At 69.6% G+C, this 21,508-nt stretch carries 24 protein-coding genes; 10 read left to right on the top strand and 14 right to left on the bottom strand.

The window, feature by feature from the left end; translation table 11 throughout:
• Nucleotides 1-48 precede the first annotated feature (48 nt).
• The 6 genes from ACQUQF_RS16000 (at nt 49) to ACQUQF_RS15975 (ending at nt 7,406) form a co-directional block, all read left to right on the top strand.
• Nucleotides 49-1,398: an ABC transporter substrate-binding protein gene (locus tag ACQUQF_RS16000; RefSeq protein WP_435180098.1), complete on the top strand. Its 1,350-nt coding sequence runs from the start codon at nt 49-51 to the stop codon at nt 1,396-1,398.
• A gap of 35 nt (nt 1,399-1,433) precedes the next feature.
• Entirely contained in the window at nt 1,434-2,597 is a 1,164-nt protein-coding gene (locus ACQUQF_RS15995; RefSeq protein WP_435180097.1) for a branched-chain amino acid ABC transporter permease, read from the top strand.
• Between the two features lie 6 nt (nt 2,598-2,603).
• A complete protein-coding gene (locus ACQUQF_RS15990) occupies nt 2,604-4,325 on the top strand; it encodes a long-chain fatty acid--CoA ligase (protein WP_435180096.1) in 1,722 nt (573 codons plus the stop codon).
• A 144-nt stretch (nt 4,326-4,469) separates the two neighbouring features.
• The gene (locus ACQUQF_RS15985) at nt 4,470-6,479 is read left to right on the top strand and encodes a 3-hydroxyacyl-CoA dehydrogenase/enoyl-CoA hydratase family protein (protein WP_435180095.1); all 2,010 of its coding nucleotides are present in this window, start codon (nt 4,470-4,472) and stop codon (nt 6,477-6,479) included.
• 4 nt (nt 6,480-6,483) lie between these two features.
• Entirely contained in the window at nt 6,484-6,972 is a 489-nt protein-coding gene (locus ACQUQF_RS15980; RefSeq protein WP_435180405.1) for a PaaI family thioesterase, read from the top strand.
• A complete protein-coding gene (locus tag ACQUQF_RS15975; protein WP_435180094.1) occupies nt 6,969-7,406 on the top strand; it encodes a MaoC/PaaZ C-terminal domain-containing protein in 438 nt (145 codons plus the stop codon). Before ACQUQF_RS15980 ends, ACQUQF_RS15975 begins: the two co-directional genes overlap by 4 nt.
• A gap of 87 nt (nt 7,407-7,493) precedes the next feature.
• Here the strand turns inward: ACQUQF_RS15975 and arsN2 are convergent, their stop codons facing one another.
• The 4 genes from arsN2 to ACQUQF_RS15955 all read right to left on the bottom strand — a co-directional run bounded on the left by arsN2 (nt 7,494) and on the right by ACQUQF_RS15955 (nt 9,612).
• Nucleotides 7,494-7,937, bottom strand: coding sequence for an arsenic resistance N-acetyltransferase ArsN2 (gene arsN2, locus ACQUQF_RS15970; protein WP_435180093.1), 444 nt, complete (start codon nt 7,935-7,937; stop codon nt 7,494-7,496).
• Nucleotides 7,938-8,018: 81 nt separating this feature from the next.
• Nucleotides 8,019-8,309: a hypothetical protein gene (locus ACQUQF_RS15965; protein ID WP_435180092.1), complete on the bottom strand. Its 291-nt coding sequence runs from the start codon at nt 8,307-8,309 to the stop codon at nt 8,019-8,021.
• Between the two features lie 33 nt (nt 8,310-8,342).
• Nucleotides 8,343-9,221 (bottom strand): arsenite methyltransferase, encoded by an 879-nt coding sequence (locus ACQUQF_RS15960; RefSeq protein ID WP_435180091.1) that lies wholly within the window; start codon nt 9,219-9,221, stop codon nt 8,343-8,345.
• Nucleotides 9,214-9,612 (bottom strand): ArsR/SmtB family transcription factor, encoded by a 399-nt coding sequence (locus ACQUQF_RS15955; RefSeq protein WP_435180090.1) that lies wholly within the window; start codon nt 9,610-9,612, stop codon nt 9,214-9,216. The genes ACQUQF_RS15960 and ACQUQF_RS15955 overlap by 8 nt, the downstream gene beginning before the upstream one ends.
• 184 nt (nt 9,613-9,796) lie before the next feature.
• Between ACQUQF_RS15955 and ACQUQF_RS15950 the strand changes: the two genes are divergently transcribed.
• Genes ACQUQF_RS15950 through ACQUQF_RS15940 form a run of 3 tightly spaced genes read left to right on the top strand, consistent with a single transcriptional unit; the run spans nt 9,797 to nt 11,681 of the window.
• The gene (locus ACQUQF_RS15950; protein ID WP_435180089.1) at nt 9,797-10,186 is read left to right on the top strand and encodes an ArsR/SmtB family transcription factor; all 390 of its coding nucleotides are present in this window, start codon (nt 9,797-9,799) and stop codon (nt 10,184-10,186) included.
• Nucleotides 10,183-11,235, top strand: coding sequence for an ACR3 family arsenite efflux transporter (arsB, locus tag ACQUQF_RS15945; protein WP_435180088.1), 1,053 nt, complete (start codon nt 10,183-10,185; stop codon nt 11,233-11,235). The genes ACQUQF_RS15950 and arsB overlap by 4 nt, the downstream gene beginning before the upstream one ends.
• 2 nt (nt 11,236-11,237) lie before the next feature.
• Complete coding sequence (locus ACQUQF_RS15940; RefSeq protein ID WP_435180087.1) at nt 11,238-11,681, top strand: low molecular weight phosphatase family protein; 444 nt, start codon at nt 11,238-11,240, stop codon at nt 11,679-11,681.
• Nucleotides 11,682-11,739: 58 nt separating this feature from the next.
• Here ACQUQF_RS15940 and ACQUQF_RS15935 read toward each other — a convergent pair whose 3' ends face one another.
• The 3 genes from ACQUQF_RS15935 to ACQUQF_RS15925 are packed head-to-tail and all read right to left on the bottom strand — an operon-like array spanning nt 11,740 to nt 14,290.
• The gene (locus tag ACQUQF_RS15935; RefSeq protein ID WP_435180086.1) at nt 11,740-12,267 is read right to left on the bottom strand and encodes a winged helix-turn-helix domain-containing protein; all 528 of its coding nucleotides are present in this window, start codon (nt 12,265-12,267) and stop codon (nt 11,740-11,742) included.
• A 23-nt stretch (nt 12,268-12,290) separates the two neighbouring features.
• Complete coding sequence (locus ACQUQF_RS15930) at nt 12,291-13,148, bottom strand: alpha/beta fold hydrolase (RefSeq protein ID WP_435180085.1); 858 nt, start codon at nt 13,146-13,148, stop codon at nt 12,291-12,293.
• 2 nt (nt 13,149-13,150) lie between these two features.
• A complete protein-coding gene (locus ACQUQF_RS15925) occupies nt 13,151-14,290 on the bottom strand; it encodes an acyl-CoA dehydrogenase family protein (protein ID WP_435180084.1) in 1,140 nt (379 codons plus the stop codon).
• Between the two features lie 123 nt (nt 14,291-14,413).
• Between ACQUQF_RS15925 and ACQUQF_RS15920 the strand changes: the two genes are divergently transcribed.
• Nucleotides 14,414-15,475: a zinc-dependent alcohol dehydrogenase family protein gene (locus tag ACQUQF_RS15920; protein ID WP_435180083.1), complete on the top strand. Its 1,062-nt coding sequence runs from the start codon at nt 14,414-14,416 to the stop codon at nt 15,473-15,475.
• 10 nt (nt 15,476-15,485) lie between these two features.
• On the opposite strand, the gene ACQUQF_RS15915 is transcribed toward ACQUQF_RS15920, so the two are convergent.
• From ACQUQF_RS15915 to ACQUQF_RS15885, 7 genes are all read right to left on the bottom strand, one after another.
• Complete coding sequence (locus ACQUQF_RS15915) at nt 15,486-15,665, bottom strand: hypothetical protein (protein WP_435180082.1); 180 nt, start codon at nt 15,663-15,665, stop codon at nt 15,486-15,488.
• A 67-nt stretch (nt 15,666-15,732) separates the two neighbouring features.
• Nucleotides 15,733-16,149, bottom strand: a complete 417-nt coding sequence (locus tag ACQUQF_RS15910; RefSeq protein WP_435180081.1) for a thioesterase family protein — start codon at nt 16,147-16,149, stop codon at nt 15,733-15,735.
• A gap of 1 nt (nt 16,150) precedes the next feature.
• The gene (locus ACQUQF_RS15905; protein WP_435180080.1) at nt 16,151-16,945 is read right to left on the bottom strand and encodes an enoyl-CoA hydratase-related protein; all 795 of its coding nucleotides are present in this window, start codon (nt 16,943-16,945) and stop codon (nt 16,151-16,153) included.
• A gap of 52 nt (nt 16,946-16,997) precedes the next feature.
• The gene (locus ACQUQF_RS15900) at nt 16,998-18,575 is read right to left on the bottom strand and encodes a long-chain-fatty-acid--CoA ligase (RefSeq protein WP_435180079.1); all 1,578 of its coding nucleotides are present in this window, start codon (nt 18,573-18,575) and stop codon (nt 16,998-17,000) included.
• Nucleotides 18,576-18,728: 153 nt separating this feature from the next.
• Nucleotides 18,729-19,502 (bottom strand): ABC transporter ATP-binding protein, encoded by a 774-nt coding sequence (locus ACQUQF_RS15895; RefSeq protein ID WP_435180078.1) that lies wholly within the window; start codon nt 19,500-19,502, stop codon nt 18,729-18,731.
• Complete coding sequence (locus ACQUQF_RS15890) at nt 19,499-20,296, bottom strand: ABC transporter ATP-binding protein (protein ID WP_435180077.1); 798 nt, start codon at nt 20,294-20,296, stop codon at nt 19,499-19,501. The genes ACQUQF_RS15895 and ACQUQF_RS15890 overlap by 4 nt, the downstream gene beginning before the upstream one ends.
• Nucleotides 20,286-21,506 carry a branched-chain amino acid ABC transporter permease gene (locus ACQUQF_RS15885; RefSeq protein ID WP_435180076.1) on the bottom strand — a complete coding sequence of 407 codons (1,221 nt, stop codon included), beginning with the start codon at nt 21,504-21,506 and terminating at the stop codon, nt 20,286-20,288. The genes ACQUQF_RS15890 and ACQUQF_RS15885 overlap by 11 nt, the downstream gene beginning before the upstream one ends.
• Between the last annotated feature and the right edge of the window lie 2 nt (nt 21,507-21,508).

Raw genomic sequence — 21,508 nt, 5'->3', positions numbered from 1 at the left:
CAGGCGAAGGTATATGTTCGATTCTATCATCAAGGATTCGTGGGTTTCATGACATCAGATAACAGTCCCCACGGGGAGGGGGACGGGGAAGCCGAATCGACGGGGTGGAATCGCCGCGCGTTCCTCGGGACCGCCGGCGCGGCCGGCGTCGCCGGGCTGGCGGGGCCGGTGGGGAACGTCACCGCACAGAACAAGCCGCTCAAGATCGGGGCGGTGTACCTGCTGTCGGGGCTGGGCCAGTCGCTCGGGGCGGCCTCGGTCGCGGCCGCCGAGCTCACCGTCAAGAAGATCAACGAGGCCGGCGGCATCCTGGGCCGGGACGTCCAGCTCATCGTCCGGGACCACGAGAACAGCGCCGCGACCGCCAACCAGCACTTCCGGGACCTGGTCCAGCGCCAGGGCGTCGCGGCGATGATCGGGCTGACCTCCTCTGGCGTGACGCTGTCGACCGCGCCCACGGTCGCCCAGCTCGGCGTCCCGCTCACGCTGACCGACATCGGGACGCCGTTCATCACCGAGCACGACGAGCAGAAGTACGGCGACAACGCCCAGGGGACCCGGGTCCACTTCCGGACCAACGCCAACACCGCCATCAACACGTACGCGATGGCGAAGTACGCCAACGAGAACCTCGACGTCACCCGGGTCGCCAACCTCGGGCCCGACTACGCCTACGGCCAGCAGTGCTGGGAGTACTTCAAGGCGTTCTCGAACGCGATGGGGGCCGACTACGAGTACGTCGCCAGCCAGTTCCCGGAGGTCGGCGCCAGCAACATGACGCCCCAGATCAACACCGTCGCCAACGCGAACCCCGAACTGGTGTTCACGTCGTTCTGGGGCGGCGACGCGGTCACCTTCGTCCAGCAGGCGACCCAGCAGGGGCTGTTCGAGCAGGCCACCGACGTCTTCGACACGCTCGGGGCCGACCCGACCGTGTTCCAGGCGCTGGGCAACAGCATGCCCGAGGGGGTCAGCTACTCGTCGTGGTACTGGCACTCGACGTACGACAACCAGAACAACCGGGACTTCCTGAACGCCTGGACCCAGGAGTACGCGAACACCGACACCATCGGCATCCCGTCGTTCACCGGGCCGAGCGCCTGGTCGGCGCTCTGGATGTACAAGCGGGCGATGGAGAACGCCGGCAGCACGAACCCGGACGACATCATCTCCCAGCTCGAGGGGATGCAGTACCAGAACGACCCGCGCGGGCCGATCACCATCGACGCCGACTCCCACCAGGCCCAGGCCCCGACCATCATCGGGACCACCAGCAGTAAGGACGACGTGCCGTACGACGGGGTCGGGCTCCAGCCGTCCCAGTCGATCAGCGTGGGCCGCCAGCGGCTCACCGAACTGCTGAGCCAGGCCGACACCAACCTGCCGCCGGGCGTCTGAGCCGGCGCCCGCTTCACAGCCTCACCCGTTCATCCATGAGCTACACAGACACTGTCCGCGACCGCGTCCGGGACGGCGACCTGGCGGTCGTCGTCGCCGGTATCGCCGTCCTCGCCCTGCTCGCCGCCGCGCCGCTGTACCTCGGGCCGGTCGAGACGTCGCTGCTCATCACGATGCTGCTCATCGCCATCTTCGGGACGGCGTTCAACCTGCTGTACGGCTACACCGGCCTGCTGTCGTTCGGCCACGCGATGTTCCTCGCGGTGGCCGCGTACGCCACCGCCAAGGTGTTCAACGTCGTCGGCCCGCTGCTGGGCCTCGAGGAGCTGTTCGGCGGCGCCAGCGTGCTGGCGACGTTCGGGCTCGCGGTGCTGGTGGGCGTGGCGTTCGCGACGCTGCTCGCGGTGCCCGTCGGCTACCTCAGCGTCCAGCTGGAGGAGATCTACTTCGCGATGATCACGCTGTCGTTCAGCATGGCGGTGTTCGTGATGCTGCTCCAGGACATCACGGGCCAGCTCGCCGACATCCTCGGGCTCGGCGAGACCGCGACCGAGCTCCTGGTCACCAACGGCGACGACGGGCTCATCGTCTCCTACCGCGCGATGGGCGAGGTAGACCTGTTCGGATGGACGTTCACGTTCATGAACATCTCCGACTACCTCGCGTTCTACTTCGTCGTTCTGGCGGCGTTCCTGGGCTCGATGTACGCGCTCTGGCGGGTGGTCCGGTCGCCGTTCGGCCGGGTCTGCCTGGCCATCCGTGAGAACCCCGAGCGCGCCCGGTCGCTGGGCATCGACGTGACGCGCCACTCGTGGGCGACGTTCGTGGTCAGCGCGGCGTTCACCGGGCTGGTCGGCACGATGTGGGCGCCGCTCCAGAGCAGCGTCGTCCCGGGCATCGGCCACTGGACGTTCTCGGCCACGCCGGTGCTGGTGACCGTCATCGGCGGCCCGTACTCGTTCCTCGGCCCGACGGTGGGCTCGTTCGTCTACGAGTACATCCGGTTCACCATCGACCAGTACCCGGCGCTGGCGGCCCGGTGGCAGCTCGTGTTCGGCGTCATCCTGCTGGCGGTCGTGATGTTCTTCGAGAACGGGGTCACCGGCGGCATCAAGAGCCTGTGGCGGCGGGTGCGGAGCAACCTCACGTCGGGCGAGACCGCGCCCGCCGAGGGCCGCAGCGGCAGGGAGCAGGGGTGAGCCGGCGTGGCGACCGACATGACGGTCCGGCCGTTCCTCTGGCGGGCCGCCAACCTGTTCCCCGAGACGGAGGTCGTCGCCCGGACCCGCGACGGCGTCCACCGGTACACCTACGCCGACGTCGAGGACCGCGTCCGGTCGCTGGCGGCCGGGCTGGCCGACATCGGCGTCGGCGAGGGCGACCGCGTGGGGACGTTCGGCTGGAACCACCACCGCCACTTCGAGGCGTACTACGCCGCGCCGCTGATGGGCGCCCAGCTGCACACCATCAACGTCCAGCTGAGCGACGACCACGTCGAGTTCATCGTGAACGACGCCGGCGACGACGTCCTGCTGGTCGACCCCGGCGACCCCTTCGAGACGGTCGAGCGCCTCTGGGACCGGTTCGACGGCGTCGAGGCCGCGGTCGTGATGGGCGACGAGGACGCGGTCCCCGACGACACGGACCTGCCGGTCCATTCCTTCGAGGCCCTGATTGAGGCTGGCGCCGCCGACTTCGAGTGGCCGGCCCTGTCGGGCGACCAGCCCGCGGGCATGTGCTACACGTCGGGGACCACGGGGAAGCCGAAGGGCGTCGAGTACACCCACGAGATGATCTACGCCCACTCGCTGATGGTGATGACCCCGGCGGGCCTCGACATCGACGAGGACGACGTGGTGCTGCCGGTCGTCCCGATGTTCCACGTCAACTCCTGGGAGTTCCCGTACGCCGCCACGATGGCGGGCGCCACGCAGGTCTACCCGGGGCCGAGCCCGGACGCGGCCGACCTGGTCGAGCTCATCGAGGCGGAGGGCGTCACCCTCACCGCGGGCGTGCCGACGGTCTGGATCGACGTGCTGGACTACCTCGACGACAACGAGGGCGACATCTCCTCGCTGGAGCGCATCGTGGTCGGCGGCAGCGCCGCGCCCGAGGGCGTGATGCGCCGGTACGAGGACGAGTACGGCGTGACCATCGACCACGCCTGGGGGATGACCGAGACGATGAGCATCGGCAGCGTCTCCCGGCCGAAGGCGGGGATGGCCGACTGGGACCGCGAGGCCCGGTTCGCCAAGCGCGCCAAGCAGGGGCTGCTCTCGCCCGGCCTGGAGATGAAGATCGTCGACACCGAGGCGCAAAGCGCCTCGAGCAATCGGACGCAGTCCGATGACGACGACGGCGAGGAACAGCCCTGGGACGGCGAGTCGGTCGGCGAGCTGTACGTCCGGGGTCCGACCGTCGTCACCGAGTACTACAACCGGCCCGAGGCGAACGAGGAGGAGTTCGAAGACGTCCCCGCGAGCAAAGCGAGCGGGGAGTCGGAAGAGCTCCGCTCTTCCGGAAGGTGGCTCAAGACCGGCGACATCGCCAGTGTCGACGAGGACGGCTACATCGAGGTCGTGGACCGCGCGAAGGACGTCGTCAAGAGCGGCGGCGAGTGGATCTCCACCATCGAACTCGAGAACGCGCTGATGGCCCACGAGGACGTGGTCGAGGCCGCGGTCGTCGCGGTGCCCCACGAGCGGTGGCGCGAGCGCCCGCTGGCCTGCGTGGTGGTCCGGGACGGCGCCGACCTCTCGGCCGAGGAACTGCTCGACTTCCTCGACGGGGAGTTCCCGGACTGGTGGCTCCCCGACGACGTCGCCTTCGTCGACGAAGTGCCCCGGACCGCGACCGGCAAGTTCGACAAGAAGGTGCTGCGCGACCGGTTCGACGACCCCGACCTGCGGTTCACGCCCGGGGAGTGAGCCGGCGGTCGTCGCGGTGCGATTAACAACGACTGCCTTCTGCTGCTGAAAGACACCGTTGTTTCCGCTATGACCACAACTGTTTTACAGAGGTAAGCAGTTCCCGGTGGAGTTAAGGCGCGATGTCGCGAAACGGAGTACCGTATGACACGTCCTGACATCCGCCGAGTGGCGGTGCTCGGCGCGGGCAACATGGGCCACGGCATCACCGAGGTCGCCGCGATGGCGGGCTACGACGTGACGATGCGCGACATCGAGGAGGACCTCGTCGAAGACGGCTACGACGACATCGAGTGGAGCCTGGAGAAGCTGGCCGAGAAGGACCGCCTCGACGAGTCGGTCGAGGAGATCCTGGGCCGCATCGACACCACGACCGACCTCGAATCGGCGGTGTCCGACGCCGACCTGGTCGTCGAGGCCGCCCCCGAGCGGATGGACCTCAAGAAGGACATCTTCGGGGACCTCGACGAGTTCGCGCCCGACGGCGCGATCCTGGCGTCGAACACCTCCAGCCTGAGCATCACCGAGATGGCCTCGGCGACCTCGCGGCCCGAGGACGTGGTCGGGATGCACTTCTTCAACCCGCCGGTGAAGATGGACCTCGTGGAGGTCATCTACGGCGAGGAGACCGCCGACGAGACCGCCGAGACCGCCTACGAGTTCGTCGAGTCGCTGGGCAAGACGCCCATCTACGTCCGGAAGGACGTCAACGGCTTCGTGGTCAACACGGTGCTCGGGCCGTTCACCGACGAGTCCGCGTGGATGGTCTCGAACGGCGAGGCCACCGTCCGGGAGGCCGACGCGGCGATGGTCCACCAGCGCGGGTACCCGATGGGCCCCTTCGAGCTGGCCGACCTCACCGGCATCGACGTGGGCTACCACGTCCGGAAGGAGGCCGGCAGACCCGTCCCGCCCATCACCGAGGAGAAGGTCGAGAACGACGAGCTCGGCCGGAAGACCGGCAAGGGGTTCTACGACTACGAGGACAGAGAGACGTCGGAGACGTCTCAGGCAGACGGCGAAGCCGTCGACGGCGACGGCGTCGACTACGAGCCCGGCGACGGCGAGGGCTTCGACACGCTGCGCGTCGAGGCCCGGATGGTCAACGAGGCCGCCCGGCTCGTCGGCGACGACGTCGCGACGCCCGAGGAGGTCGACACCGGGGTCAAGCTCGGACTGGGCTTCCCGGAGGGAATCTGCCGGCGCGCGGACAAAATCGGTCTCGACACCGTGCTCGACAAGCTCCGGACGCTCCGCGAGGAGACCGGCGAGGACCGGTTCGAACCGGACGACTACCTGGTCGAACTCGTCGAGTCCGGCCGGACCGGCGAGGACGCGGGCGCTGGCTTCCACGAGTACGGCGGGGCCGGCGGTTCGGGACCGGGCGACTACCGGCTGCTGAACTACGAGCTGTCCGACGACGGCCTCCTCGAAGTCGAACTCGACCGCCCCGAGCGCATGAACGCCCTCTCGACCGACCTGCTGGACGAGATCGACGACCTGCTGTCGTCGGTCGACGTCGAGGACGTCCGGTGCGTCACCTTCGAGGGGACGGGCGACCGGGCGTTCAGCGCCGGCGCCGACATCGGCGGGTTCGCCGACGTCGAGCCCACCGACGCGATGGACGTCACGCCCGCGTTCGAGACGGTCAACGACTTCGAGCGCCCCGTCATCGCGAAGGTCGACGGCTACTGCCTCGGCGCGGGGCTGGAACTGGCGCTGGCCTGCGACCTCCGGATCGCGACCGAGGGCAGCGAGTTCGGCTCGCCCGAGATCGGGCTGGGGCTCATCCCCGGCGGCGGGGGCACCCAGCGCCTGCTCCGGCTGCTCGGCGAGACCCGCGCGAAGGAACTCGTCTTCCGTGGCAACCGCATCGACGCCGAGCGCGCCGAGGAGTGGGGGCTGATCAACCGGGCGGTCCCCGAGTCCGAGTTCGAGGACACCGTCTCGGAGTTCGTCGACGACGTGCTGGAGGGTCCGCCCATCGGGCTCAAGGTGGCCAAGAAGGTGCTGAACGAGGGTGCCGACGCCAGCCTCGACGCCGCGCTCGCCCTAGAGAGCCAGGGGTTCGGCCTCCTGATGAGCACCGACGACGTCCGCGAGGGCACCGCGGCGTTCCGCGACGACCGCGAGCCGGAGTTCCGCGGTGAGTGACCCCATGGGCGAGGAGCTGTCCGCCGACGCCACCGCCGAGATGCAGGCGTTCGTCGACCGCCACGGCTACCTCTCGTGGCTCGGGGTGACCGTCGAGGACGTCGCGCCCGGCCGGCTGGTCATGTCGGTGCCGTACGACGAGAAGCTGGTCAACCCCGACCCCGAGGGGACCCCGGTCGTCCACGGCGGCATCGCGGCGACGCTGGTCGACACCGCCAGCGGGTTCGTCCTCCGGACCACGTTCGACGACCCGGCGGAGGCCGCGCTCACGACCACCGACCTCAACGTCTCGTACCTCCGGCCGGCGACCGGCGACCTCCGCGCCACGGCCGAGGTGGTCCGGGCCGGCGGGTCGATGGGCGTCACCGAGGTGACCGTCGAGAGCGACGACCCCGAGGGCGACGGCGGCGAGAAGGGACGAACCGATATCGCGGTCGGCCGGGCCAGTTACCGGCTGTTCCGCGGCGAAGCGGGAGGCGAGGAGGACCCGTGACCGTCGCGTTCGAGGACCTGGAAGTCGGTCGCACGATCGAGACGCCGACCCGGACCATCACCGAGGCCGACGTGACGAACTTCGCGGGCGTGAGCGGCGACTTCAACCCGCTGCACACGAGCGAGGCGGCGGGCGAGGCGTCGGCGTACGGCGAGCGAATCGCCCACGGCGCGCTGGTGTTCTCGGCGATGACCGGGCTGACCCGCCGGGTCCGCGACGAGCGGGCCGAGGTGGTGGCGTTCTACGGCGTCGACCGCCTGCGGTTCACCGGTCCCGTGCGACTCGGTGACACCATCCGGGTCGAACTGGAACTGGTCGAGAAGGAGGAGCGCGACCACCCGACCGCGAGCGGGGTGGTCCGGTACGAGGCCGAGGTGCTGAACCGGGCCGACGAGACGGTGCTGTCGTGCGAACTGCTCTCGCTGGTGAAGTAGGCCGGCGTCGCGAGTCGGAACGTACGATTTCCCGTCGACGGCGGTTCGCGGAGACGCCAGCCGGTCGATAGCTCTCCGCCCCGGCCCTCAGAGACGCTTTCGCATGCAGGTCGCGGTCTCCGGACACAGGTCGGCGAACTCGGTCGTCTGTCTGATGGCGGAGGGAACGCTCTCTCGGGCGATCTCCTCGTACCCGCGCCGTCGGAAGAACGCCGCCGCGGTCGTGGTCAGCAGGTACAGCGTCTCCACCTCGTCGGCCCGCGCGCGGTCCTCCAGCGCGTCGCAGAGGGCGGCGCCGTAGCCGCGGCCGCGGTGGGACTCCGCGACGACGACCGACCGGAGGAGCCCGGTCGACCCGTGCGGTTCGACGCCGCCGGCGCCGATACGCGTCCCGTCGGCGCGGGCGAGGAAGAACTGCTCGGGGTTCGCTCGCACGTCTTCGTAGGGGAGGTCGTTCGCCTTCAGCAGGGATTCGACGCGGCGCACGCTCTCTCGGTCGGTCCGTTCGAGGGTTATCGGCGGTCGTGACATGCAGTTTCGGGGGGTTCCAGCGGCAGGTTGGTTTCGGCGCCCGTGCGGATTGCAGTGCGGTTCCGTCCGACGGACCGCCGGTCAGTTCGGCTCATCGGCGGGAATCCGGGAGACCGTGATCCGGGCCCGACCGCCGAGGTCGAACGCGAATCCCCGGCAGTCGCGGAAGCAGCGCCGGAGCCGGTAAGCGCGGCGAGCGCCGACGATCAGCCCGGCGACGGCCGCGACGGTGACGAGTCCGGCGATCGGTCGGGTCGCTATCCACAGCACGATCGGGATCGCGGCCGCGAGGAGGTAGCTCGCGGCGACGCTGCGCCACGTGGGCTGGTCGACGAGCGGACTGTCTCTGGGGTCGAGGGGTGGCCTGTACATTGTTATCTGGAGTTGCTGGTGTGATGTCTCACGTTACGCGCCGGACTCGGTCGCCGGTTTCTCGGCTTCGATCGTCGCCGCGACGACGTACTCGCTCAGGTCGCGGTCGTCGTCCCACTCGCGGATGAACTCGTCGCTGTCGGACTTCGGTTCGATGGACACGTCCGCGAACCCGGCGTCGGTCAGCATCGCTTCGAGCGCGGGGATCGACGCCGCGCCGCCGACGCATCCGGCGATCGACGACAAATCGGTCGCGACGTCGGTCGGCAGGTCGGCGGTCAGGACCACGTCCGAGACGGCGAGGCGCCCGCCCGGTCGGAGGACGCGGTACGCCTCGCGGAACACCCGGGGCTTGTCCGGCGAGAGGTTGATCACGCAGTTCGAGAGTATCGCGTCCACCGACGCGTCCGCGACCGGTAGGTGTTCGATCTCCCCGAGCCGGAACTCGACGTTCGACGCGTCGTTGGTCTCGGCGTTCTCGCGGGCCTTCTCGACCATCTCGGGCGTCATGTCGACGCCGACGACCCGACCCTCGGGCCCGACCTCGCGGGCCGCGAGGAAGCAGTCGAACCCGCCGCCGGAGCCGAGGTCGAGGACGGTCTCGCCCGGTTCCAGCCCGGCGAGCGCGGTCGGATTGCCGCAGCCCAGGTTCAGGTTCGCGTCCCCGTCGACGGCGTCGAGCTCCTCGGCAGAGTAGCCGCGCCGCTTCGCCCGGTCGTCCGACGAATCGCTGCAGGAACTCGCGTCGCCGCAGCACGACGAGGACTCCTCCGCGATGCGCGAGTACCGCTCGCGGACGGCGGTGCGCCGTTCGGCGGCGTCGGGGCGCTCGCGCTGGTCGGTTGCGGGGCCGGCGTCCGCGTCGGTGTTGCGGTCCGTCTCCGCGTCAGTGGTGGTATCGGTATCAGTCATCGGTCTCGCCCCTCGTCTCGTCGAGCACGTCGATGAGTCGCTGCGCGCGGGGCGTCGCGGTGTAGTACCGCCACCGCCCCTCCTTGCGGCGCTCGACCAGGCCGGCGCTGAAGAGCCGGGAGAGCGCCTGGCTGACCGCGCTCTGGCTCACGCCGAGCGCGGGTTCGAGCTCGCAGACGCAGAGGTCCTCGTCGGCCTCGGCGATGAGCCGGAGCGCCTCGTACCTGGTGTCGTTGCCGAGGGTCGCGAGGGCGTCGACGTCGGACGCCACCTCGCCGTCCGTCAGCGAGTGGCGGCCGACCGAACAGCAGCCGACGTCTCGCCGGTCCCGCGTCTCGGACGACTGGTCCTGTGCCTCGGGTCGTCGACCGTCCGCCTCTTGCCCACTCATTTTAGCACATGCTAATATTAGGGTCTGCTAATATAAGCGTTCGGGTGGTGGCCGATTCCTGCGCGAACGGTCCGAAGCGGGGACTGAGGTTCCGAAACGGGATTTCACCCGCGACCGAGAGCGGAGCTGTCTGAATCCCGGTTCAGACCAACAGCGCTATATGCGCTGTCATTCAAGCAGCGGTATGGCCGAGACCGAAACGCGACTCCGCCGGCTCATCGCCGACGATGTCGGCGAGTGCTGCGACGACGACGTGAGCCGGCGCCTCGACGAACTCGACGAACTCGCGGACGAGACGTTCGCGGACGACGGCGCGTCGACCGTCTTCGCCGTCCTCGGGAACGAGACCCGGTACCGCCTGACCCGCCTCCTCTCGGCGGCCGACGACGAGCTCTGTGTCTGCGAGCTCGAACCGCTCGTGGACGTCAGCGAGAGCGCGGTCAGCCACGCGCTCTCGGACCTCGCGGACGCGGGCCTGGTCGACCGACGCAAGGACGGCAACTGGCGGTACTACACCAGCACGCGGCTGGCCGAGGACCTGTTCGCGACCGCCGACGGCGAGGTGGACGCGTGAGCGACGACCTGAACGTCCTCGACCGGTACCTCACGCTCTGGATCGGGCTCGCGATGCTCGTCGGCGTCGCGCTCGGCCGGTTCGTCCCCGGCGTCGCGGACGCCCTGAACGCGGTGACCTGGCACGGGACCAGCCTCCCCATCGCGGTCGGGCTGTTCGTGATGATCTTCCCCATCATGGCCGAGATCGACTACGGCCGCATCCCGCGGGTCACCCGGACCGCCCGCAGGGAGATCGGGCTGACGCTGGCGTTCAACTGGCTGGTCGCGCCGTTCGTCATGTACGGCCTCGCCGTGTTCTTCCTCGGCGGCCACCCCGAGTTCGTGACCGGGCTCATCATCGTCGGCATCGCGCCCTGCATCGCGATGGTGCTTGTGTGGAACGAGCTGGCCGACGGGAACCAGGAGATGTGCGCGGTCTGCGTCGGGGTCAACAGCCTGCTCCAGATCGCGCTGTTCGTCCCCTACGCGTTCCTCTTCCTCACCGTCCTCCGGGACACGACCGTCTCGGTCTCGATGGGGCTCATCGCCCAGATGGTCGGCGTCTTCCTCGGCCTCCCGCTCGTCCTGGGGTACCTCACGCAGAAGGTCGCGTTCCGCACGGTCGGTCGCGAGACGTACTACGAGCGGTTCGTCCCCCGGATCGGTCCGCTGGGCCTCCTCGGGCTGCTGTTCACGGTCGTCGTGATGTTCGCGCTCAAGGGCGACTACATCGTCTCGAACCCCGGCCAGATCGTCCTGATCGCCGTCCCGCTGTTCGTCTTCTTCGCGGGGATGTGGGGGCTGGCGTACGGCGTCAGCGCGCTCCTCGGGTTCGACTACACCGAGAGCATCAGCCTCGCGTTCACGGCCTCCTCGAACAACTTCGAGCTGGCGATCGCGGTCGCGGTCGCGGTGTTCGGCATCGGCAGCAACGTGGCGCTGGCGACCGTCGTCGGCCCGCTCATCGAGGTGCCCGTGATGCTCGCGCTCGTCCGGGTCGCCCTCGCGACGAAGTCGAGCCTGTTCCCCGACGCCGACGGGGCGGCCGGCGTCGCCTACTCCGACTGACCATGTCCGACACCAATCACTCCGATTCGACGCGCGTCGCCTTCGTCTGCGTCCAGAACGCCGGCCGGTCTCAGATGGCCCACGCGTTCGCCGAGCGCGAGCGCGACCGCCGCGGGCTCGGCGACCGCGTCGAGCTCGTCACCGGCGGGACGCGCCCGGCCGACGCGGTCCACGGGGAGGTCGTGCGGGCCATGCGGGACGTCGGCATCGACATCGGCGACCGGACGCCGCGCGAGGTCGCGTTCGAGGAGATACGGGACAGCGACTACGTGCTCACGATGGGCTGTTCCGCCGAGGACGTCTGTCCCGCGGGGTGGGCCGGCGAGAACCGCGACTGGGCCCTCGACGATCCGGACGGGAAGTCGCCGGAGGAGGTGGCCCGCGTCCGCGACGAGATCGAGCGCCGCGTCCGGGCCCTGTTCGACGAACTCGAGTCGGACGCGTAGCCGGGTTCCGGGGTCGGGCCCGGGCGCCCGCGACCCCGGCTCCGTCGGTGCCGGAGCCTCACTCCCGGTACTCGCCGTTCAGCCCCTCGAAGATCTCGGGGTCGGTGCCGAACTTGAGCACGTTGTGGATGACCGAGTTGCGGATGTTGGCGATGACGTCGCCGTGCTCCTTGTAGCACTCGTGGATCCAGCGCGACTCGTCCGCCCTGGTCGGGAACATCATCACCGTCTTCCACTGGTACTCGCCGTCCGAGAGGAAGTAGAACAGGGTGTGGGGGTCGTCGCGGATGTACTCCATCGCGTCGCGCCACCCCTCCGCGAAGTGCTCGGTGTTGAACTTGAACTCGAACAGCCCGAAGATGTAGTACTCCTCGTTGGGGATGATGGCCTCGCGGAACACGCCCTCGTTGCGCATCTCGCGGATGGACTCGCTGACCGTGACGTGCGAGACCTCGATGTCGTACTCCTCGGCGAGGATGGTGGTGAGCTCCCGCGAGGAGAGCTGGGGGTCGCGGGTCAGCTCCCGGAGGATCGCGATGTCGCGGTCCTTGAAGCTCCAGTTCGGCGGGTCCGCTCCGTCAGTCATGATAGTTGCTTCCCACGAGCGGTTTATGACCCTTGTTGTTTCAGGAACTCCGCGAGCCGGTCGCGGTACGCCTCGGGCCGGTCCTCGACGACCCAGTGGTAGGCGTCGTCGAGCGTCACCACCTCGGCGTCACCGATGTCCTCGGCCAGGCGCTCGGCGTACGAGACCGGCTGGAGGACGTCGTCGCCGCCCCACAGCAGCAGCGTCTCGGCCTCGATGGCCTCGTAGTCGAGCTCGGTGGTGTGGTTGGTGTTGGTCGCGACCGCGTTCCGCGACAGCGACAGCTTCCCGTCCTCGGACTGCCAGGGCGCCTTCATCCCTTCGACGAACTCCTCGTGGCCCTCGTCGTCGTAGAGCCCGTCGGCGAACGCGAAGTCGAGCTTCGAATCGAGCTCCTCGTCGGGCATCTCGGCCGTCGACGGAAGGCCCAGACCGTTGATGAACTCGACCGGCCACGAGTCGTAGCAGACCGCGTTCGACAGCACCAGTTCCTCGACGGCGTCCGGGTTGTGCGCGGCGTAGCGGAGCGCGACCCCGCCGCCGATGTCGTGGGCGACCAGCGACACGGTCTCGACGCCGAGCTCGTCGAGCAGGGCGTCGACCATCTCCTCCTGCGCGCGGATCGACCGGTCGAAGCCGTCGCGCATCGCGGAGTTCCCGTAGCCCAGCAGGTCGGGCGCGATCACGCGGCGGTCCGCGGCGATCTCGGGCGCGACGTCGCGCCAGAGGAACGACCACGTCGGGATGCCGTGGAGGAAGACGACCGGCGGGTCGTCGCTTTGCTGTTCGCCGTCCTCGAAGTACGCCACCTCCAGTTCGTGCCCGTCGACGGTCACCGTCGTCGTCTCCTGTCGGTCGGTCCACGTTTCGTGTCCGGGCATGGTCACTGGATGTTGTCGGCGATGATGTTCTTCTGGATCTCGCTGGTCCCCTCGTAGATCTTGGTGATGCGGGCGTCCCGGTAGTAGCGCTCGACCGGGTGGTCGGTGACGAAGCCCGCGCCGCCGTGGACCTGGATGGCCTCGTCGGCCACGTCGACCGCGTGCTCGCTGGCGAACAGCTTGGCCATGCTCGCGAACTGGGTCGCCAGCTGGTCGTCGCCGTCCTCGACGTACGACGCGGCGCGGTAGGTCAGCGACCGGGCGGCCTCGACGTTGGTCGCCATCTCCGCCAGCTTGTGCTCGATGGCCTGGAACTCGCCGATCTTCTGCCCGAACTGCTCGCGCTCGTCGGCGTAGTCGAGCGCGGCGTCGAGCGCGGCCTGGGCCGTCCCGACCGCCTGGGCCGCGACGCTGGCCCGCCCGCTGGCGAAGAAGTCCATGAGCTGGTAGAACCCCTTGCCGACCTCGCCGATGACGTTCTCCTCGGGCACCCGGACGCCGTCGAGGATGACCTCCGCGAGGTCGGAGGCCCGGATGCCGAGCTTGTTGTCGATCTTCTCGGTCCGGAACCCCTCGCTGTCGGTCGGCACGAGGAACGCGGTGATGCCCCTGTGGCCCTCGTCGGGCGAGGTCTTGGTCATCACCACGGCGACGTCCGCGACGGTGCCGTTCGTGATCCACATCTTGTTGCCGTCGATGACGTACTCGTCGCCGTCCTTCTCCGCCCGGGTCTCAATGCCCGCCACGTTCGAGCCGTGGGCGGGCTCGGAGATGCAGCTACAGCAGGCCGACTCGCCCGAGGCGATCCGGGGGAGCCACTCCTCCTTCATCCACTCGTCGCCGTACTTCCGGATCATGTTGGAGCCGAACCCGCGGCTCCCGATGGCGCTCCCGATGCCGGGGTCGGCGCGCCACAGCTCCTCGGTCACGATGATCGTCGACAGCGTGTCCATGCCGGCGCCGCCGTACTCGACGGGGATGGAGGGCGCGACGAAGTCGAGCTCGGCCGCCTTCTCGACCAGGTCGGCGGGGTACTCCTTCTTCTCGTCGTGCTCGCGGGCGACCGGCTCGATCTCCTCCTCGCCGAACGCCCGGACCGCCTCGCGGATGGCGCGCTGCTCGTCTGACAGTCGGAATGCCATATCCGCACATCGCCTTCCAATAAAAAGTAGTTTTGGTGGCATCGACACTACTGTTAACGAAACAGCGGCGAAACGCGTACAGTCTGGCGTAGTTTTATATGGGCGAGCGTACAGGAACCCGGTATGCGCGCAGCCGTCCTACGCGAGTACGGCGAACCCCTCGAGATCGAGGACGTCGACCGGCCCGAGCCCGACCCCGACGGCGTCGTGGTCGAGACCGGGGCCTGCGGCGTCTGCCGCAGCGACTGGCACGCCTGGCAGGGCGACTGGGAGTGGATCGGGGCCAGGCCCCCGAAGGGTCAGATTCTGGGCCACGAACCGGCCGGTACCGTGGTCGAAGTCGGCGAGGACGTCACCCGCCTCAGCGAGGGCGACACCGTGGCCGTCCCGTTCAACCTCAGCGACGGCACCTGCCCGATGTGCCGGAACGGTCACGCCAACGTCTGCGAGAACGTCCTGCCGCTTGGGTTCACGGACGCCGCGCCCGGCGCGTTCGCCGAGGAGGTCCACGTCCCGCACGCCGACCAGAACGCGGTCACGCTCCCAGACGGCGTCTCGCCGGTGGCGATGGCCGGCCTGGGCTGCCGGTTCGTCACGGCGTTCCACGCGCTGGTCCACCGCGCCGACGTCGACGCCGGCGACTGGGTCGCGATTCACGGCTGCGGCGGGGTCGGCCTCTCGGCGGTCCACATCGCCGACGCCATCGGCGCGAACGTGGTCGCCGTGGACCTCGCCGACGAGAAGCTGGCGAAGGCCGCGGACCTGGGCGCGGCCGCGACCGTGAACGCCGCCGAGACCGAGAACGTCCCCCGCGAGATCGCGGGCGTCACGGACGGCGGGGCGCACGTCTCGGTCGACGCGCTGGGCATCGCCGAGACCTGCCGCAACTCGGTGAACTGCCTGGGCCGGCGCGGCCAGCACGTCCAGGTCGGGCTGACCACGCAGGCCGAGCGGGGCACCGTGGAACTGCCGACCGACGCGATGACGATGAAGGAGATCGACTTCCTGGGCTCGTACGGGATGCAGCCCCCGCGCTACGACGAGATATTCCGGCTGGTCGAGGCCGGGGCGCTCGACCCGGGCGCGGTCGTCTCCGAGACGGTGACGCTCGACGACGTGCCCGACCGCCTCGCCGCGATGAGCGACTACGAGACGATGGGCATCCCGGTCGTCGACGAGTTCTGAGCGCCGCGCGTCAGACGTCGATCCTGCAGCACGCCCCGTCGACCAGGTTCTGCTCGTCGATGTACGCCGACAGGCAGGCGTAGTTGCAGAACCGCCCGGTCTCCTCGCGGTCGTCGCCGCGCCGCTCGCTCACGAACACGGGGTCGTGGTCGTTCACGTCGCTGCCGCAGTACGTGCAGTCTGTGCTCACGGTCGAAGTCAGGAACCCAACGAAGTTGTGGGTTTCTACCGGGCCGTCGCACCGGCCCGCGCCGCCGTCAGTCCCCGCCAGCCCGTTCGCGGACCCGCTCGGCGAACGCCTCGCGCTCGACGACCGCGTGGCGCATCCGGCCGGTGGCCGCCAGGCCGGCCTCGTCCTCGACCGTCGCGGTCGAGACGAGCTGCCCCCGCTCGGCGTCGACCTCCTCGACCTCGATGGACGTCGTGATCTCCTCGCCCGCAGGCGTTGGCGCGCGGTGGTCGCACTCGACGCGGACGCCGACGATGCGGTGGCCCTCGGGGAGCCGGGGCACCACGCCGTCGTAGACGGCTTTCTCCATGGCGCCGATTATCTCGGGCGTGGCGGCGATCTCGATGCCGTCGGCGACTTCCTGTGGCTCTATCTGTCCGACCTCGCGGGTCGCCTCGTACCCGAAGCCCGGCTCGATTGCCGCGAGCGGATCGTCGTCGGTCACGTCACCGCCCCTCGAACTCGGGCTCGCGGTCCGCCAGGAAGGCCGCCACGCCCTCCGCGTGGTCCTCTGTCTCGAAGACGACGCCCTGGGCGGTCGCCTCGTCGCTCATCGCGCGCTGGACCGACTTGTCGAGCCCCTCGCCCAGCAGCCGCTTGGCGTGCCGGAGCGCCACCGTGGGGCCGGTCGCGACGCGCTCGACGAACTCATCGACACGGTCGTCGAACTCGTCGGCCGGGTAGACGTGGTTGAACAGCCCCAGGTCCAGGGCGCGCTCTGCATCCACGAGCTCGCCGGTGAGCACCAGCTCCTTGGCGACGTTCTCGCCGACGACGCGCGGGAGCAGGTAGGAGGTGCCGGCGTCGACGCAGAGCCCGACCTGCCGGAACCCGAAGCCGATGGAGGCCTCGTCGCTCGCGAGCTGGACGTCGCAGGCGATGGCGAGGTTCGCGCCCGCGCCGAACGCCGGCCCGTCGACCTTCGCGACGGTCGGCAGCGGGAAGGTGGTGAGCCGGGCGAGGGTCTCGCTGGTCGTGCGTTCGAGTTCCCGGACGCGCTCGTCGACGGGGACGTCCGAGTCGAGGCGCTCGCGCATCGCGGCGATGTCCCCGCCGGCCGAGAACGCCCCGCCGGCGCCCTCGACGACGACGGACCGGGCGTCGCTCCCGTCGATCTCGGCGAGGGCGTCGCGTATCCCGGCCGAGATCTCGGTCGAGAGCGCGTTGCGCCGGTCGGGCTCGTTCAGCGTGACGGTCGCGACGCCGTCGTCGATCTCGAGGACGACAGAGTCGTCGGTCACGCTCGGGCTCCCTCCGCGGGGCGGCGGTCGTCTCCGCGATTCCGTCCCACGGTCACTCGGCGGCCTCCGACTCCTGCTCCCGGAGCTCGAACTTCTGGACCTTGCCCGTGGTGGTCCGGGGGAGCTCGTCGACGAACTCGACCTCGCGGGGGTGCTTGTACTCCGCGAGGTTGTCCAGGCAGAACTGCTTGAGGTCCTCCGGGGTCGCCTCGGCGTCCGGCGTCGGCACCACGAACGCCTTGACGGTCTCGCCCCGGCGCTCGTCCTCGATGCCGACCACCGCGACGTCGGCCACGTCCTCGTGCTCGAACAGCAGCTCCTCGACCTCTCGGGGGTAGACGTTGTACCCCGCGGTGTTGATCATGTGCTTCTTCCGGTCGACGACGTAGAAGAAGCCGTCCTCGTCCCAGTAGCCGATGTCGCCGGTGTGGAACCACCGCTTGCCGTCGCGCTCGGTGAACGCCCCCTCGTTGGCGTCGGGCAGGCCGGCGTACCCCTTCATGACGTTCGGGCCGGCGACCACGAGCTCGCCGGTGATCTCGTCGAGGTCGACCTCGTCCTCGTCGACCGGGCCCTCCTCGACCCGGGGTCGCTCCTCGAAGTTGCCGTCGACGATCTTGGCGTCGACGCCGGGCAGCGTCTTGCCGATGCTGCCGACCCGGCGGCCCTGCTCGGGACTGTTGAAGTGGGTCACCGGGCTCGTCTCGGTCAGGCCGTACCCCTCGTAGATCTTGACGTCGTAGAGCTCCTCGAACCGCCGGAGCACCTCGACCGGGATGCCCGACCCGCCGACGCCCGCCAGCCGGAGCGACGAGAGGTCGAACTCCTCGGCGTTCGGCTGGTTGATGATGTCGTTGTACATCGCGGGCACGCCGTGCATCAGGGTGAGCTGCTCGTCCTCGATGAGCGAGACCGCCTCCTGGGCGTCCCACTCGGGCAGCGGGTAGTAGGCCCCGCCGTTGAACAGCGTCGCGTTCATCACCACGGTCATCCCGTAGATGTGGAACAGCGGGAGCACGCCCAGCTGCTTGTCGTCGGTCCGGATGCCGTCGGGCACCAGTCCGGCCGCGGTCTCGGCGTTCGAGGTGAGATTGCGGTGGGTCAGCTGGACGCCCTTGGGCTGGCCGGTCGTCCCGCTGGTGTAGGGCTGGACCGCCACGTCGTCCTCGTCGCGCTCGACGGCCTCGAACTCGTGGTCGTCGCCGAGGAACGCCTCGAAGTCGGTGCCCGCGTCGGCGTCCTCGCCCACCGTGACGACGTGCTCGACGTCGGTGTCGTCGCGGACCTCCTCGACGAACGGGACGAGGTCCGACAGCGTCACCACCACCCGGGCGCCGCTGTCGGCCAGCAGGTGGCTGATCTCCCGGGCCTTGTACTGGGGGTTCATCGGTACCACGACGCCGCCCGCCCGGAGCGTGCCGTGGAACGCGGTCACGAACTGGGGGAGGTTCGGGAGGTACACCGCGACCCGGTCGCCCTCGCCGACGCCCCGCTCGTCGAGCCCGGACGCGAACTGCCCGGTCCGCGCCCAGAACTCGCGGTACGTCACGTCCCGTCCCCGGAAGGAGACCGCCACCTCGTCGGGGTACTCCGCAGCGACCGACCGAATGCTCGTGGCAAGGTTTGCCATGTAGACAGGTATCGTAGCTCACCCTCTAAAGAGTTACCCTCGTCCGTGCCAATTTTTCCCGAAGCACGACAAACAGCTAACAGTCGTAGCGATACGTGGAAAAATTCTTACGGTGGTAGCGGCGGGCTGCTCGGCGAGCCGGTAGCGACCGCGCTACCCGCCGAGGTACGCCTCGCGGATGTACTCGTCGCCCCGCAGCGTCTCCGGCGGGCCCTCGCGCTCGAACCGGCCGTTCTCCAGCAGGTAGACCCGGTCGGCGTGGTCCATCGCGAACGTCACGTTCTGCTCGCACAGCACCACGGTGACCCCCGACTCGCGGATCTCCTCGATGCCGTCGCTGATGTCCTCCAGGATGACCGGCGCCAGCCCCAGCGTCGGCTCGTCGAGCAGCAGCAGGTCGGGGTCGCTCATCAGCGCCCGGCCGATGGCCAGCATCTGCTGCTCGCCGCCGCTCATGGTCCGGGCGTTCTGGTCGGCCCGGTCCTCCAGCGTCGGGAACAGGTCGTAGACGAACTCCCGGCGCTCGGCGACGTCGTCGCGGTGGCGGTACGCGCCCAGATCGAGGTTGTCGGCCACGCTCATGTAGCCGAACAGGTCGCGGGTCTCGGTGCAGTGGATGAGCCCGCGGGCCACCAGGTCGCTCGCGCTCGATTCGGCGACCTCCTGGCCCCTGTAGGTGACGCTGCCCTCGTAGGGGACGTGGCCCGACACCGCGTCGGCCAGCGTCGACTTGCCCGCGCCGTTGGGGCCGATGACCGAGACGATCTCGCCTTCCTCGACGTGGAAGTCCAGTCCCCGGAGCGCGGCCACCTCGCCGTACGAGACCCGGAGGTCCTCGGCGCGAAGCACCGCCTCGCCGGCCTCGCGGGCCGACGCGGCGTCCGTTGGGGACGCGTCGCCGTCCCCGGGACCCGAGTCAGTGCTCACAGCGTCTCACCTCCCAGGTACGCCTCCTGGACGCGCTCGTTCCGCTTTATCTCCTCTGGGCGACCCTCGGCGATCTTCGCGCCGAACTGGATGACCACCGCCCGGTCGATGAGCGACAGCAGCCCGCGCATGTTGTGGTCGACCACGACCAGCGTGATGCCGTCGTCCCGGAGCGTCTCCAGCAGCTCGGAGATCTCGCCGACCTCCTGGTTCGAGAGCCCGGCGAACGGCTCGTCGACCAGCAGCAGGTCGGGGTCGGTCGCCAGCGCCCGGGCGAGCTCCAGCCGGAGCAGCCCGGCGTGGGGCAGCTCGTCGGGGAACTGGTCGAGCCGGTCGCCCAGCCCGACCCGCTCGCAGATCCGGGTCGCGCGCCGGCGGGTCTCGCCCCGGAGCCCCGACAGCGAGAACACGCGGTCGGGGACCAGCGCGAGCGCGACGTTCCGGACGATCGAGCGGTCCTCCAGCGGCCGGAACGACTGGAAGGTGCGGGCCATCCCGCGCTTGACCATCTCGTGGGCGGGCTCGCCGGTGACGTCCTCGCCGCGGTACCAGACCGTCCCCTCGGTGGGCGGGTACGTCCCGGTCACGCAGTTGAACGTCGTGGACTTGCCCGCGCCGTTCGGCCCGATGAACCCCAGGATCTCGCCCTCCTCGACCGCGAACGAGAGGTCGTCGACCGCGGTCAGGCCGCCGAACCGCTTGGTCAGGCCGTCCAGCACGAGCACGCCGTCGTCGGGGCCGTACGACTCGGTCGATGGCGACGCGTCCGTCTCCGTGGGGGTGTCAGTGCTCATGGTCGTCCTCCTGGGAGTGTCTGCGGTCGTCGAACGCCTCGCGGTACGAGGCCAGCGTCCGTTCGAGCGGTCCCTTCTCGCGGGCCGGCCGCCCGCTCCGCTTCGGCCCTGCCTCGGGCTCGCCGCCGTCCGGAACGGTCTGCGGGGAGTTCCGACCGCCCCTGCGCAGCACCCACCGGCCGAGACCGACGGCCCCGCGGACGATGCCGCCCGGCAGCACGAACAGCAGGACCAGGGTGGCCAGCGAGAACAGCAGCAGGTCGAGCTCCGAGACCGGCACCCCGAGCACCGGCACGGTCGCGCTGATGCCGCCGAGGTAGTCCCGGAACATGTAGAAGAACAGTCCGCCGACCGCCGGGCCGACGATGGTGCCCATCCCGCCCAGCACGGCCGCGATGATCACCTCGATGCTCACCGTGAGCGCGAGCAGCTGGCTGGGCTGGGGGTTGCCGACCGGCGTGTGGACGAACATCGCGCCGGCGAGCCCGCCGACCGCGGCGCTCAGCACGAACGCGAAGATCTTGAACTTGGCCGGGTTGAGCCCGGCCGCGGCCACCGCGTCCTCGTCCTCGCGGACGGCGGTGAACACCGAGCCGGCGTCCGACCGCGTGACCGCCAGCAGCAGCGCCAGCACCCCGACGAACAGCCCGAACGCGAGGTAGTAGTTGGCGGTGATGGCGGTCTCGAAGCTCTCGAAGGTCAGCAGGTTCTCGGGGCTCGACAGGCCGAGTTCGCCGCCGAAGATGTCGCTGAACACGATGAAGATCTGGAGCAGGATGAGCGGAGCGACCAGCGTGACCAGCGAGAGGTACGGTCCCTCCAGCCGGAGCGCGGGCACCCCGACGATAACGCCCGCGACCGCCGCCATCGCCATCCCCGCGAGGACGGTGAGCGCGGGGTCGAACCCCCAGTGGAGGTTGAGCAGCGCCGACGTGTAGCCGCCGACCGCGAAGAACAGGCCGTGACCGAAGCTGATCTGGCCGGTGTACCCCGAGACGGCGTCCCAGCTCATCGCGAACACCGCGAAGTACAGCGCGCCCGTCAGCTTCAGCGCCTGGAGCGGGCCGACGCCCAGCGGGAGCAGGCCGAGCCCGAGCAGCCCGATGGCCCCGAAGACGTGGCGCGGCCCCAGCGACGTCCCGTCGAGCAGCCCGCGGTCGGCGTCGGTCTCGGCGTCGGCCTCGGGGTCGGTGGGCAGTTCCTCGGACATGG

The organism is Halorussus sp. AFM4, assembly GCF_051194995.1.
Taxonomy (GTDB): domain Archaea; phylum Halobacteriota; class Halobacteria; order Halobacteriales; family Haladaptataceae; genus Halorussus.
This window is presented reverse-complemented; position numbering and strand designations above follow the sequence as displayed.

What these genes read in the sequence shown, in the direction of transcription:
- ACQUQF_RS15955 (WP_435180090.1), bottom strand. Translation starts at nt 9,612, where the DNA reads ATGAGTGGGCAAGAGGCGGACGGTCGACGACCCGAGGCACAGGACCAG.
- ACQUQF_RS15900 (WP_435180079.1), bottom strand. Translation starts at nt 18,575, where the DNA reads ATGGCAAACCTTGCCACGAGCATTCGGTCGGTCGCTGCGGAGTACCCC.
- ACQUQF_RS16000 (WP_435180098.1), top strand. Translation starts at nt 49, where the DNA reads ATGACATCAGATAACAGTCCCCACGGGGAGGGGGACGGGGAAGCCGAA.
- ACQUQF_RS15985 (WP_435180095.1), top strand. Translation starts at nt 4,470, where the DNA reads ATGACACGTCCTGACATCCGCCGAGTGGCGGTGCTCGGCGCGGGCAAC.
- ACQUQF_RS15965 (WP_435180092.1), bottom strand. Translation starts at nt 8,309, where the DNA reads ATGTACAGGCCACCCCTCGACCCCAGAGACAGTCCGCTCGTCGACCAG.
- ACQUQF_RS15885 (WP_435180076.1), bottom strand. Translation starts at nt 21,506, where the DNA reads ATGTCCGAGGAACTGCCCACCGACCCCGAGGCCGACGCCGAGACCGAC.
- arsN2 (WP_435180093.1), bottom strand. Translation starts at nt 7,937, where the DNA reads ATGTCACGACCGCCGATAACCCTCGAACGGACCGACCGAGAGAGCGTG.
- ACQUQF_RS15935 (WP_435180086.1), bottom strand. Translation starts at nt 12,267, where the DNA reads ATGACTGACGGAGCGGACCCGCCGAACTGGAGCTTCAAGGACCGCGAC.
- ACQUQF_RS15960 (WP_435180091.1), bottom strand. Translation starts at nt 9,221, where the DNA reads ATGACTGATACCGATACCACCACTGACGCGGAGACGGACCGCAACACC.
- ACQUQF_RS15940 (WP_435180087.1), top strand. Translation starts at nt 11,238, where the DNA reads ATGTCCGACACCAATCACTCCGATTCGACGCGCGTCGCCTTCGTCTGC.
- ACQUQF_RS15980 (WP_435180405.1), top strand. Translation starts at nt 6,484, where the DNA reads ATGGGCGAGGAGCTGTCCGCCGACGCCACCGCCGAGATGCAGGCGTTC.
- ACQUQF_RS15950 (WP_435180089.1), top strand. Translation starts at nt 9,797, where the DNA reads ATGGCCGAGACCGAAACGCGACTCCGCCGGCTCATCGCCGACGATGTC.
- ACQUQF_RS15890 (WP_435180077.1), bottom strand. Translation starts at nt 20,296, where the DNA reads ATGAGCACTGACACCCCCACGGAGACGGACGCGTCGCCATCGACCGAG.
- ACQUQF_RS15995 (WP_435180097.1), top strand. Translation starts at nt 1,434, where the DNA reads ATGAGCTACACAGACACTGTCCGCGACCGCGTCCGGGACGGCGACCTG.
- ACQUQF_RS15920 (WP_435180083.1), top strand. Translation starts at nt 14,414, where the DNA reads ATGCGCGCAGCCGTCCTACGCGAGTACGGCGAACCCCTCGAGATCGAG.
- ACQUQF_RS15930 (WP_435180085.1), bottom strand. Translation starts at nt 13,148, where the DNA reads ATGCCCGGACACGAAACGTGGACCGACCGACAGGAGACGACGACGGTG.
- ACQUQF_RS15925 (WP_435180084.1), bottom strand. Translation starts at nt 14,290, where the DNA reads ATGGCATTCCGACTGTCAGACGAGCAGCGCGCCATCCGCGAGGCGGTC.